We start from the raw sequence: 12,773 nt of genomic DNA on the forward strand, positions 1-12,773 counted from the left end.
CCGCGGAGGTGTCCGCGGGGGCCGGCGCCGTTCAGTCCTGCTTCTCCTAGAAGTCGTCGTCGAAGGCGACCGTGCCCTCGACTGCGACCTGGTACGCCGACACCCGGCGCTCGAAGAAGTTGGTCAGCTCCTGCACGTTCTGGAGCTCCATGAAGCCGAACGGGTTGGTGGACCCGTAGCGGATCGGCAGGCCCAGGCGGGCCAGGCGCTGGTCGGCGACCGCCTCCAGGTACTGGCGCATGGACTCGGTGTTCATGCCGGGCAGGCCTTCGCCGCAGAGGTCCTGGGCGAACTGGAGCTCGGCCTCGACGGCCTCCTCCAGCATCTCCGTGACCTGCTTGGCCATCTCGTCGTCGAAGAGGTCCGGCTCCTCCTCGCGGACGGTGTCCACGACGGAGAACGCGAAGTCCATGTGCATGGACTCGTCGCGGAACACCCAGTTGGTGCCCGTCGCGAGCCCGTGCAGCAGGCCGCGGCTGCGGAACCAGTAGACGTAGGCGAACGCCCCGTAGAAGAACAGGCCCTCCACGCACGCCGCGAAGCAGATCAGGTTGAGCAGGAACGCCCGCCTGTCCTCCTTCGTCTGCAGCGAGTCGATGTGGTCGACCGCGTTCATGTACTTGAAGCAGAACTGCGCCTTCTGGTGGATGGAGGGGATGTTCTCCACCGCCGCGAAGGCCGCCGCGCGGTCGTCCGGGTCGGGCAGGTAGGTGTCGAGCAGCGTCAGGTAGAACTGGACGTGCACGGCCTCCTCGAACAGCTGCCGCGACAGGTAGAGCCGCGCCTCCGGCGAGTTGATGTGCTTGTAGAGGCTCAGCACCACGTTGTTGGCGACGATCGAGTCACCGGTCGCGAAGAAGGCGACCAGCCGGCCGATCATGTGCCGCTCGCCCTCGCTCAGCTTGGCGAGGTCGGCGACGTCGGAGTGCAGGTCCACCTCCTCCACGGTCCAGGTGTTCTTGATCGCGTCGCGGTACCGGTCGTAGAACGACGGGTAGCGCATCGGACGCAGGGTCAGCTCGAACCCGGGGTCGAGCAGCATCTTGTCGCGGTCGGTGGTGCTCACTGGCAGGCCTCGCAGGACTCGGGGTTCTCCAGGGAGCAGGCCAGCGCGGCCTCCTCCTCCGGGGTGAGGGCCGGGGCGCCCACACCGATCGACTGGGCCGGCACCGGCGCCGCCGCGCGCGCCGCACCCGAGGCGGCCTGGGCGATCCGGGTGGCCGGGCGCGAACGCAGGTAGTAGGTGGTCTTCAGGCCGACCTTCCAGGCGTACGCGTACATCGAGCTGAGCTTGCCGATGGTCGGCGCCGCCATGAAGAGGTTCAGCGACTGGCTCTGGTCGATGTACGGCATGCGGGCCGCGGCCAGGTCGATCAGCGCGCGCTGCGGCAGCTCCCACGCGGTGCGGTACAGCGAGCGCACCTCGGCCGGCAGCCAGTTCAGCTCCTGCACCGAGCCGTTGGAGTCGCGCAGCGCGTCCCGTGTCTGCTGGTCCCAGACGCCGAGTTCCTTGAGCTCGCGCACCAGGTACGGGTTGACCTGGAGGAACTCGCCGGACAGGGTCTCGCGCTTGAACAGGTTGGAGACCTGCGGCTCGATGCACTCGTACACGCCGGCGATCGAGGCGATGGTCGCGGTCGGCGCGATCGCCAGCAGCAGCGAGTTGCGCAGACCGGTGACGGCGATCCGCTCGCGCAGCGCCGCCCACCGGTCGGCCCACTCGGGCGCGGCGGTCGGGAAGTGGTCGATGTGCAGCTCGCCGCGGGCGGCGCGGGTCTCCCCGTACGCCTCGTGGCGGCCCAGCTGCTCGGCCAGGTCGGCGGAGCGCTCGTACGCGGTGAGCATGATGCGCTCGGCGATCAGCGTGGAGAGCTGCTTGGCCTCGGCGGAGTCGAAGTCGATCCGCAGCTGGAAGAAGACGTCCTGCAGGCCCATCACGCCGAGGCCCACCGGGCGCCAGCGGTTGTTGGACGCACCGGCCTCGGGGGTCGGGTAGAAGTTGATGTCCACCACGCGGTCGAGGAAGGTGACGGCGGTGCGCACGGTGGCGTCCAGCCGCTCCCAGTCCATCGCGTTCAGCAGGTCGGCGGGGGTGGCGCCGGCGGCGACGTGGGCGCCGAGGTTGACCGAGCCGAGGTTGCAGACGGCCGTCTCGGAGTCGTCGGTGACCTCCAGGATCTCGGTGCACAGGTTCGAGGAGTGCACCGTGCGGCCCGGCAGGGCGGTCTGGTTGGCGGCGCGGTTGGAGGCGTCCTTGAAGGTCATCCAGCCGTTGCCGGTCTGCGCCAGGGTGCGCATCATCCGGGCGTAGAGGGTCTGCGCGGGGATGGTGCGGACGGCCTTGCCGGCCAGCTCGGCCTTGCGGTACGCCTCGTCGAAGTCGGCGCCCCACAGGTCGACCAGCTCGGGCACGTCGGCCGGGGAGAACAGCGACCAGTCCTCGTTGGCGTTGACCCGGCGCATGAACTCGTCCGGGATCCAGTGCGCCAGGTTGAGGTTGTGGGTGCGCCGCGCCTCCTCGCCGGTGTTGTCGCGCAGCTCCAGGAACTCCTCGATGTCCGCGTGCCAGGTCTCCAGGTAGACGCAGGCCGCGCCCTTGCGGCGGCCGCCCTGGTTGACCGCGGCGACCGAGGAGTCGAGGGTGCGCAGGAACGGCACGATGCCGTTCGACTTGCCGTTGGTGCCGCGGATCAGGCTGCCGCGCGAACGGATCCGCGAGTAGGACAGGCCGATGCCGCCGGCGTGCTTGGACAGGCGGGCGATCTGGGCGTAGCGCGAGTAGATCGAGTCCAGGTTGTCCAGCGGGGAGTCGAGCAGGTAGCAGCTCGACATCTGCGGGTGCTTGGTGCCGGAGTTGAAGAGCGTCGGCGAGGACGTCAGGTACTCCAGGCGGCTCATCAGCCGGTACAGCTCCGCGACCTCGGCCACCGACTGCTCGTTGTCGCCGACCGCCAGGCCACAGGCGACACGGAGCAGGAAGTGCTGGGGGGTCTCGACGACCTTGCGGGTGATCGGGTGGCGCAGCAGGTACCGGGACTGCACGGTGCGCAGGCCGAAGTACTCGAAGCGGTCGTCGCCCGCGGGGTCGATCAGCGCGTTCAGGGCGTCGGCGTGCTTGGCGACGAACGCGGCGGTGGAGTCGCCGATCAGGCCCTCGGCGTGGCCGACCTCGATCGAGGCGGCGAACGAGACCGCGCCCTGGCTGTTCGCCTCGTCCACGATCTCCAGCGCCAGCAGGCGGGACGCCAGCTTCGAGTACTGCGGGTCCTCGGCGATCATCGACGCGGCGGCGTCCACGGCCAGGCCGCGCAGCTCGGCGAAGTCCGAGCCGGCGTGCCGGCCGCGCAGGGCGGCGGCGGCGACGTGGCCGGGGTCCACCTGGGGGAGATCGGCGCTGCGGTCGGTCAGCAGCCGCAGGAGCGCGCCACCGGGGTCGGAGACCGTCGGGTCGGCGGGGGCGGAGCTGGAACCCTGGGCGGGCAGGGTGGCTGAGACGGCGGTGGTCAAGGCGCTCTCTCCTGGCGGCGATCGGCGGCGGTGGATCGGGTCGGCCGGGCCGTTCGGGGCAGGGGAGCGCGGCGCGAACGCGTGAGGCGTCGCGCGACGGTGTCCTCCCCGGCCCGCCCGCGAGGCCCGGACGTGTTGCCGTGCAGCAGGGCCTCTGCGGGGAGGCCGTGTGGCACGCCGTCGGCAGGTACTCGGACTCGCGGAGCCCGGTTTCCGGGGTCCGCACACCGCTGCGGGGCAGTCCCGGACTCGCACCGGGTTCCCCTGCTTCGACAGCAGGAGTGAGCATACATCTAGTGGTGTCCGCTCGATGCGGCACCACATGTAGTACGTCGTCCCGTGTCGGCCCGGTGACCGGGGGTACCGGGAAGGGCGCCTCGGAGGCCGTCCGGGAGGGGGCGGGGCGCGGGTGGGGGCGTCACCGGGGCGGGGGTCGGGCGGTCCGGCCACGTCCGGATTTGGGAACGGATTGGCCACCGGCCGGATCCCCCGTCAGGAGCATGCCCTACGATCTCGCCTCATGAGCGAGGGAACGGGCGTGCCGGCCGAGTGGACGCGTCAGCCCGCACAGCCGGGGCAGGGGCAGCAGGTGAACGGTCCGGACCAGGGGGCGCAGGGTCAGGCCACACCGGTGCCGCCCGCACCGGGCGGATTCGGTCCGCCGCCGACGCCGTACGCGCAGTCGGCGCCGGGTCCGGTGCCGGCGCAGCCGCAGCCTCCGCACGTGCCGAGCGTGCCGTCGGTGCCGCCGCCGATGGCCCAGCCGCCGACGGTGCCCCAGCCGCCCGTGCACCCTCAGACCTCTCCGACGGCACCCACGGTGCCGCAGCCGCCGGTCCATGCGCAGACCGCGCCGACCGTGCCGCAGCCCCCCGTGCACGGCCACACCTCGCCGACCGCCCCGACGGTGCCGCAGCCGCCGGTCCACGCGCAGACCGCGCCGACCGTGCCGCAGCCGCCGGTGCACGCGCAGCAGAACTTCCCGCCGCAGGCCGCCCAGACGCTGCCGCTGCGCCCGCAGCCGTCCGAGCCGGACTGGGCCGCCCTCGCGGACCGCAACGAGGCCGACCGCAAGCGCAAGGGCCGGATGCGGATCATCGGCGCGGTGGTCGGCGTGGCCGTGGTCGGCGCGCTGGTCGCGGGTGGGCTGGTGCTGCTGAACAACAACGGCTCCGACGAGGCCCCCAAGGCCGGTCCGACCGCCGCCGGTACGGCGAGCGGCACCGCGACCGGTTCGGCCGCCCCGAAGCCGGCCCCGACGCCCGAGGACCCGTCCAAGCCCCTCTGGGAGGCCGCCACCGACCCGGCCCGCCAGGACGCGGCGACCCTGTTCGCGTCCCCGACGGTGACGGTCGACGGCGCCACCTGGAACCGGACCGCGGTCAGCCTGGACGCGCCCTGCTGGGACGGCAACTCCACCGTCGGCGGCCTGGGCAAGGTCCTGGGCGACCAGGGCTGCCGCCAGGTGCTGCGGGCCACCTATGTCTCGGGCGGCAGCGCGGTGACGGTCGGCGTCGCGGTCTTCGACTCCAAGCAGCAGGCCGAGACGTCGATGAAGAGCCACGTCGGCCACCTCAAGGGCTTGGCGGCGCCGGGCTCCCCGGCGTACTGCGCGGCGCCCGGCTGCACCAACACCAAGGCCACGCTGGGCCGGTACGCGTACCTCACGGTCGAGGGCTCGGCCAAGGGTGGCAACGGGGCCGACCCGGTGGCCACCCAAGCGGCCGCGGGCTTCGCGGACTACGTGAAGGGCCGGCTGCTGGAGCGGGCCAAGGAGGCCGGCGGTGCCGCGGGCTCGTCGGCCGCGAGCCCCGCGGCGACCGCCGGGGCGACCCCGGCGGGCTGACCCGCCCGCGGTGTCCCCCGGGCCGGGCGGTCCGGGGCGTGTGGGAGGCTTTGCGCGAAATTCGCACGCGCGTCCGGGCGGCGGCCGGGTCGATGCCGCCGCCGGACGGAGCACGTCTCCGAGGAGAGTCCGTGGCCCTGCCCCGCCCGTTGCGCGGCAAACCCCTGGCGCTGGCCGCGGCGGCCGCGGTCCTGGCGGCGGCGGTCGTCGTCGTGGCCGAGACCAGTGGGCGGGCCGACGGCGAACGGCAGCCCGGGCGCACCGCCCTGGTGCTCGGCGGGGCCCGGCCGCAACTGCCGCCGGAGGTCGGCCGGGAGTTGCTGGCGCGCGATCCCGGGGCGACGCCCAACGCCAGGACGGTCCACCAGATGCTGGTCGACCTGGAGCAGGCGGCCCGGGCCGGGCGTACGGCGGGGACGCTGATCGGCCAGCACGTCGAGGTCCACAACGAGCTCTACAACCCCTGGTACGGCGACTACCGGGGGGCCAAGAGCGCGGGGTACTACTACAAGAAGGCCGCCGACATCACCGGCAAACTGCCGGGCTTCGTCGAGACGGACCTCGGCCCCGGGTACGGCCAGAGCGCCTGGGGGGTGGGCAACCCCCGCTCCTACTCGCAGGGCAAGTGGCCGGCCTGCCGCGACACCTGGCAGTACACCGACGACGCGGTCGACCTGCTGGCGGCGGTCTGGCTCGGCCACCCGCGCGCGGAGGACGGCAGCTACGGCGCCGCGGGCGCCCGGAAGAACTGCGACGGCACCACCACGGAGCTCCCCGACAACGGCGGCGCGCCGGCCGGACTGGTCGGCCTGTCCTTCCACCAGCCGTACCCGGGTTCGGACGTCAAGTCCTTCGACCGGGTGCTCTGCAGCCAGTCGCCCGCGGCCTCGGACCCCGGCTGGTTCGCCCGGGTCGTCGACAGCGAGGGGGCGACGCCCGAGTACCGCGCCCTGCTGCACGACCTGTCGTTCCTCGCCGACCACCTGGAGTACCTCGCGGCGCAGGGCGTCCCGGTCCTGCTGAGGCCGTACCACGAGATGAACGCGATGGGCTGCTCCGCCGGGTTCTGGTGGTCGGGGCAGAAGCCGGCCGACTACCAGAAGCTCTGGCAGATCACCTACCACTACCTGGTCCGGACCCGGGGGCTGCACAACCTGCTGTTCGCCTGGACGCCGGTCTCCTGGGACGGTGCGCCCGGGGCGGACCCGTGGGAGTACTACCCCGGCGGCCAGTACGTGGACGTGGTCGGCGTGGACGACTACAGCGGCAGCCCGAACCGGCCGGTCGGCAGTGACGAGGTGTGGACCAAGCGGTACTACGACGGCCTCGCCGACTACAACAAGCCGCGCATCCTGGCCGAGTCCTTCGCCGTTCCGGTCAACTCCCGGCAGCCGGACACCCTGCGGCGCACCCCGTGGACGATCTGGACGGTCTGGGGGCAGTCGCTGACGGAGCGGAACCTGACCGCCGAGCAGCCGGGCAACAGCGGAGCGGACGTCAAGGCCACCTACGGCAGCCCGCTGGCGCTCACCGGCGGCTCGGGGCGCTTCGGCCCGGCCGTCGACTGGCGCGGCCTCCACGTCGGCTGAGTGCGTCCGGTGGCCGTCCGGTGAGTTTCGTAACAACTGTGGAGCCGCCGCAGCCCCGGAATTCCGGGCCTGTGGGCCCGTGTGGCATCCTGTGGCGGAATCGGAGGCGGGACGGACGGGGCCCCGCCGGGCGGGGGTACGGGAGATGAGAGAGGCGCGCTCGATGCGCCTGGCCGGGGGTCTCGCCACCGGCTGGGGCGCGGTGATGCTCTGCTGGGCCGCGTACAACTGCTTCTGGCAGGCCGGCTTCGGCGTGTACGTCCGGGGAATCTTCTACTACGGCGGCTCCTCGATCGCGGCGGAGACCGGAAGCCTCAACTACGCCGTGCTGTACCTCGGTTCGGGAATCCTGCTGCTGCGCGGACGCTCCTGGGCGCGCGGTGTGGTCGCCGGGGTGGCCCTGGTCGAGGGCTACAACCGGGTGCGCAGCCTGACCGGGGCGCTGCTGGACGAGCCCCAGCGCCGCTGGTTCACCGGCACCACCGAGGGCTGGTTGAAGCTGGTCACCTTCGCGCTCGGCGTCGCCGTCACCGCGGCGCTGGTCGCCGTGGTGCTGCGCGCGCTGCAGTCCGAGGCGCGCCGCTCGCCCGAGCTCCCGCTGCCGCAGCCGCCCTACCCGGTGCCGTTCCAGCAGCCCGCCTGGCCGCCGCCGGCTCCGCAGCCGATGCTCGGCCCCCAGTCGCCCTGGCCCCAGCAGCCGCCCGCGGGGGCGGCCCCGCCGCAGCAGTGGCCCGCCCCGCCCGGGCCGCCGCTGCCCGGACACCCCCCGCAGCCCGGCACGGTACCGCCGGGGCACGGCTTCCCGCCGCCGCCCGCCGCCGGATAGCCGACCGGGCCTGCCCGAGCGCCGGGCCCGCCGGTCGACGCACGAAGACACAGACGAGGAACAACCGAAGCGATGACAGCAGCTGCACCCCCGCGGACGGTGATCACCACCTCCCGCGAGGCGGCCCGGCTCGCCGCCCGGCAGATGGCGTGGAAGCCCCGGGTGGCGCCGTTCTACCTGTCCTTCCTGATCATCTTCTGCTTCTCGATCTGGGCGTACGTCCCCAACCCCACCGCGCTGGGCTGGGTGATCACCGTCCTGTGGGGGATGCCGGTCTTCGGCGTGCTGATCGGCTTCCAGGGCGTGCTGATGGTCCGCCGCCGACTCCGCCAGGTCGAGCGGATGACCGCACCCGCACCGGTGGAGGACGACTACCTGATCGTGCTGGTGCCGACGATCGGCCGGCACGACACCTACCCCGCGCTGGAGCGGTCGGTGCTCTCGTACGTCGAGCACCTGCCGACCTACTTCCCGTGGATGCGGGTGGACATCCTCACCGAGGAGGGCTGCGCCGCCGGGGAGAAGATCGACGCACTGGCCGAGCGCAACCCGCTGATCCGGGTGGTGACCGTGCCGAAGGACTACCAGACGCCCAACGGCACCAAGTTCAAGGCGCGCGCCAACCACTACTCGCACGAGCTGCGGATCGAGGAGGGCGAGGCCGAGGACGACGTCTGGGTCCTGCACATGGACGACGACACCGGGGTGGGGCCGGACACGGCGGCCTCGGTCGCGCAGTTCATCAACCGCCAGCGCCGCGCCGGGGACGACGCCAAGCACATGGCGCAGGGCATCCTGACGTACCCGCGGGAGAACGCGGTCTCGACCTTCACCTGGCTCGCCGACGCGATCCGTCCGGCCGACGACATCGCGCGGTTCCGGGCGATGACCGGGACGGGCACCCCGATCGCGGGCGTGCACGGCGAACTGCTGCTGGTGCGCTCGTCGGTGGAGGCGACCATCGGCTGGGACTTCGGCCCGAAGACCATCGTCGAGGACGCCCAGATGGCGCTGAACTTCTGCGTCCGCTACCCGGGCCGCAGCGACTGGTTCAACGGCCGCTGCTACGGCGCCTCGCCGGCCGGCGTCAAGGACTTCCTCAAGCAGCGCGAGCGCTGGGCCTGGGGGCTGGTGGCGCTGTGCTTCAACAAGAGCATCCCGCTGCGGTACCGGCTGTTCATCGGCATGGGCATGGTGAGCTGGGTGCTGGGCCCGCTGCAGCACGTCGGCCTGATCCTGCTGATCGCGTGGTTCACCGGGACGATGAACACCTCGCCGGTGACCCAGTCGGTGGTGCTGATCTGGTCGATCAACTTCGCGTACGTGATCTGGACGTACTGGGAGGGCCTGCGCCTGAACGTGGTCGGGTCGGCCGACCACCGGCGCAAGTGGTGGGAGCCGATCGTCGTGGTCGCGGCCATCCCGCTGTTCTCCTTCCTGGAGGGCTGGGGCGGCCTGCGCGGGCTGATCAAGTTCCTCCGCCGCGAGGAGAACAAGTTCGTCGTCATCGCCAAGCCGGCCTGACCCCCGGATCGGATCATGAAACGTTTCGTCATCTTCGTCCTGCCGACCTTCGTCCTCGGGATCACCATCGGGGTGCCGATCGTCTGGGGCGACCACCCGATCAAGTTCGAGCACCGCAAGCCCACGGCCGTGCAGTGGAACGCCGAACCCGTCGGCCAGGGCCGGGTCTGGGGCTTCGGCGACGACGGCCCGAAGCTGCCCGCACCGGACACCGGGCCCAAGGTGACCCGGGCCTGGCAGCCGGGAACCCCCGAGTGGGGCGTGCAGGTCTACTGGCTGGACGACCCGGCCGACCCGGAGAGCTACGTCGCCGGCAAGGCGGACCGCATCGTCAAGTACGTGGTCGGCCTGAACGCCAACTCGCTGTCGGTGACCTTCCCCTTCTACACCGCCGGCCGCAAGGCGAGCGTGGTGGCGGCCCGTCCGACCACCCCGACCCCGGAGCGGCTCGCCATCCTGCTGGACACCGCCCACCGGGCCGGGCTGCGGACGGTCGTCCGCCCCCTGATGGACGAGAGCACCTTCGAGAAGGGCCCCAACGGCTGGCGCGGCAACATCGCCCCGGCCGACGAGGACAGCTGGTTCGCCAGCTACGAGAAGCTGCTGCAGCCGTACCTGAAGGTCGCGCAGGACCACAAGGCGGCGAGCTTCGTCATCGGCACCGAGTTCAACTCGATGGAGGGCAACCAGCGGTGGAGCGGCCTGGTCGAGCGGGCCGGGAAGACCTTCACGGGCGAGCTGGAGTACGACGCCAACTGGGACAACTGGCTGAAGGGCCCGATCAAGGTCCCGGTGGAGCACTTCGGCGTGGACGCGTACTTCCCGGCCAAGTCGGCCGCCGACGACGCCACCCAGGACGACCTGGTCGCCAGCTGGAACGGCTGGCTGAACCGGCGCGGCACCGGCCCGCAGCCGACCACCAAGCTGACCGAGGTCGGCATCCCGGCGCAGAAGGGCGCCTACAAGACGCCCGGTGACTTCTACACCAAGCGCACCGTCAACGAGGGCATCCAGGCCACCTGGTACGGCGCGGTCTGCCAGGTCGCCCGGGAACGGCAGGTCGCGGGCCTGTACTTCTGGGCGCTCCAGTTCGGCATCGACCCGAACCTGCCGGCCAACGCCGACACGCCCCGGATGGACTTCGCCGGCCGCCCGGCCTCGGAGGAGGCGATCCGCACCTGCTTCGCCCAGACCTACGAGGTCCCCGCGGCGCACTGAGCCGCCGAACCGCAACGGCCGGACCCCGTCCTGCGGGGTCCGGCCGTTGCGTGCTGTTCCTGCCGTCCTACCGGCCGGGCCCAGGGCCCGCCCGGCCCGGTCGGCCCTAGCCCGCGGCCGGCTGGCCGGTGGACGTGGGGCGCGCGGTCGAGGAGGCCCGCGGCGTGGCCGGCCGGGTGCTCGCCGAGGGCTGCCCACCGGGCTTGGCGCTCGTCGACGGCTTGGGGCTCGGCTGGCCGGACCCGGTGGGCGCGGGCGCTGCGGGCCGCTCGGTCGTCTCCGCGGTCGTCGGCTGGGGCTGCGGGGTGACCACCGGCGCGGGACGGGCGAGCACCTCGCCGATCCTGGACTCCAGCCACGGGGTCACCACCCGCATGCCGGCCGGGGTCAGGTGCACGCCGTCCCACGCCGGGGTGAGCAGGTGGCCCTCCTCGTCCTTCCAGCGGCACGAATCCTTCGGGCAGTAGAAGGAGTTGAGGTCTAGCAGCTCGACGGCGCCGCCGGCCGACTTCACGAAGTTGGCGATCTGCTTGTTGTAGCAGGTGCCCCAGGTGCGGTTGATCGCGCCGTTCTCCACCCGCTCGTTCATCAGCAGGATGCGGGCGCCGGGCGCGTGCCGCTGCACCAGTTCGACGGTCTCGCCGAGGCGGGTGGCGTACTGGGTGCGGTAGTCGTCGTTGCAGGCGTCGAGCCAGGTGCCGTCCAGGTGCTGTTCGGCGGCGTCCCAGCCGAGGTGCACCACGACGGCCTGGACCCCGTCGGTCTCCAGCTTCTGGCGCCAGAAGTCGACCCGGTCACGGCAGTCGGGGCTGGTCTCGAACTCGATCCGGGAGGTGCCGCGGACCAGGTCGGAGCCGAAGACGCCGCAGCCGCCGATGCCGGCGTCCACCACCCGGTAGCGGTCGCCGAACCGGTACAGCCCGGTGGCGAGGTCCCGGGAGAAGGAGTCGCCGAGGGCGACCACCAGCGGCTTCTGATCGGGGCCCGACCGCATGTCGCGGTCGATCCAGGAGGGCAGGAACCAGGCGCCTGCGGTGGCGGCCAGGGTGGCCGCCGCCAGCAGCGGGATGGTCGGCAGGGGCCGCCAGCGCAGCACCCGCACCCGTTCGGTGGCCAGGTGCAGCAGCCACGCCAGCACCCAGGAGACCGGGGCGCCGATCGCGAGCAGCAGCTCCGGCGAGACGTCGTCGACGAAGCGCTGGACCGTCCAGTACACCGGCAGGTGCAGCAGGTAGAGGCTGTAGGAGATGGCGCCGGTGAGGACGAACGGCTTGAACGAGAGCAGGCGCACCAGCAGGCCCCGCTCGTGGCAGAGCGAGGCGGTCAGCAGGGCGGCGAGCACCGCCACCGCGGCCAGTCCGCCCTGGTAGAGCAGCGGCTCGTGGTAGTCGTCGATGGCCACACTGGCGGCCACCAGGCCGGCCAGGGCGGCGGTGCCGAGCAGGGTGCGGCCGAGCGTCCCGCCCTTGCCGGCCGCGCGGGAGCGGCCCTCTCCGGCCGCCCGGCCGGCCGTCCCGGCCAGGTGCGTACGGCGCTGGCGCAGGTAGACGACGAACGCCGCGGTGGCCCCGGCCGCGAAGCCCACGGCGCGGGTCTCGGTGCCGAGGTAGAGGCGGTCGGTGTTCTCGCCGTTCCACAGCAGTGGGGCCACGGCGGCCGAGACCAGGAAGAGCCCGCCGGTGACCGCGCCGGCGGCGGTGAGCGAGCGGCGGCAGAGCCCGTACACGATGATCAGCAGGACCGGCCACACCAGGTAGAACTGCTCGGTGATGCTCAGTGACCACATCGCGGCGAACGGGTCGATGCCGGCGTAGTGCTCCCAGTAGGAGCCGCCCCGTCCGAGCTGGGCCCAGTTGGCGACCTGGGCGAGGGCGGCCAGGGCCTTGGGGCGGAGCCCCTCGGCGTCCTTGAGCGGACTGAACAGTGCGGACAGCCCGACGACCAGCAGCACGGTGGCGAGCAGGCCGGGCAGCAGCCGCTTGGCGCGGCGGCGGTAGAAGACGCCGAGTGCGATGCGGTCCCGGCGGTCGAGCTCGCGGATCAGGACCAGGGTGACCAGGAAGCCGGAGAGGACGAAGAAGGCGTCCACCCCGAACAGGCCGTTCCGGTAGATGTTGGAGTGATACAGCAGGACCGAGGCGATCGCGACACCGCGCAGGCCGTCCACGGCCTTGTAGTGGACCGACGGCGGAACGGCCCGCCGGGGCGCAGGCGATGGGGCGGGGACGGCGAAGCGGCTGCCCCGCGGGGCCGGTATGCCCCG

General features: G+C 72.4%; 8 protein-coding genes and 1 riboswitch. Of the genes, 5 read left to right on the top strand and 3 right to left on the bottom strand.

Going from position 1 to position 12,773, the window contains the following annotated elements; translation table 11 throughout:
• Positions 1-46: 46 nt before the first annotated feature.
• Positions 47-1,042 (bottom strand): ribonucleotide-diphosphate reductase subunit beta, encoded by a 996-nt coding sequence (locus tag ACWGB8_RS15125; RefSeq protein WP_452213845.1) that lies wholly within the window; start codon positions 1,040-1,042, stop codon positions 47-49.
• A gap of 20 nt (positions 1,043-1,062) precedes the next feature.
• Positions 1,063-3,483 (bottom strand): ribonucleoside-diphosphate reductase subunit alpha, encoded by a 2,421-nt coding sequence (locus ACWGB8_RS15130; protein WP_452213847.1) that lies wholly within the window; start codon positions 3,481-3,483, stop codon positions 1,063-1,065.
• Between the two features lie 189 nt (positions 3,484-3,672).
• A riboswitch (cobalamin riboswitch) is annotated at positions 3,673-3,800 on the bottom strand.
• 566 nt (positions 3,801-4,366) lie between these two features.
• Between ACWGB8_RS15130 and ACWGB8_RS15135 the strand changes: the two genes are divergently transcribed.
• From ACWGB8_RS15135 to ACWGB8_RS15155, 5 genes are all read left to right on the top strand, one after another.
• Positions 4,367-5,353, top strand: coding sequence for a hypothetical protein (locus ACWGB8_RS15135; RefSeq protein ID WP_452213775.1), 987 nt, complete (start codon positions 4,367-4,369; stop codon positions 5,351-5,353).
• Between the two features lie 131 nt (positions 5,354-5,484).
• Positions 5,485-6,942: a glycoside hydrolase family 26 protein gene (locus ACWGB8_RS15140; protein ID WP_452213776.1), complete on the top strand. Its 1,458-nt coding sequence runs from the start codon at positions 5,485-5,487 to the stop codon at positions 6,940-6,942.
• Between the two features lie 145 nt (positions 6,943-7,087).
• Positions 7,088-7,768 (top strand): hypothetical protein, encoded by a 681-nt coding sequence (locus ACWGB8_RS15145; protein ID WP_452213777.1) that lies wholly within the window; start codon positions 7,088-7,090, stop codon positions 7,766-7,768.
• 72 nt (positions 7,769-7,840) lie between these two features.
• Positions 7,841-9,292, top strand: a complete 1,452-nt coding sequence (locus ACWGB8_RS15150; protein WP_452213779.1) for a glycosyltransferase family 2 protein — start codon at positions 7,841-7,843, stop codon at positions 9,290-9,292.
• Positions 9,293-9,307: 15 nt separating this feature from the next.
• Complete coding sequence (locus tag ACWGB8_RS15155; RefSeq protein ID WP_452213781.1) at positions 9,308-10,510, top strand: glycoside hydrolase family 113; 1,203 nt, start codon at positions 9,308-9,310, stop codon at positions 10,508-10,510.
• A 106-nt stretch (positions 10,511-10,616) separates the two neighbouring features.
• On the opposite strand, the gene ACWGB8_RS15160 is transcribed toward ACWGB8_RS15155, so the two are convergent.
• Complete coding sequence (locus tag ACWGB8_RS15160; RefSeq protein ID WP_452213783.1) at positions 10,617-12,677, bottom strand: acyltransferase family protein; 2,061 nt, start codon at positions 12,675-12,677, stop codon at positions 10,617-10,619.
• Between the last annotated feature and the right edge of the window lie 96 nt (positions 12,678-12,773).

This window comes from Kitasatospora sp. NPDC054939, assembly GCF_053610105.1.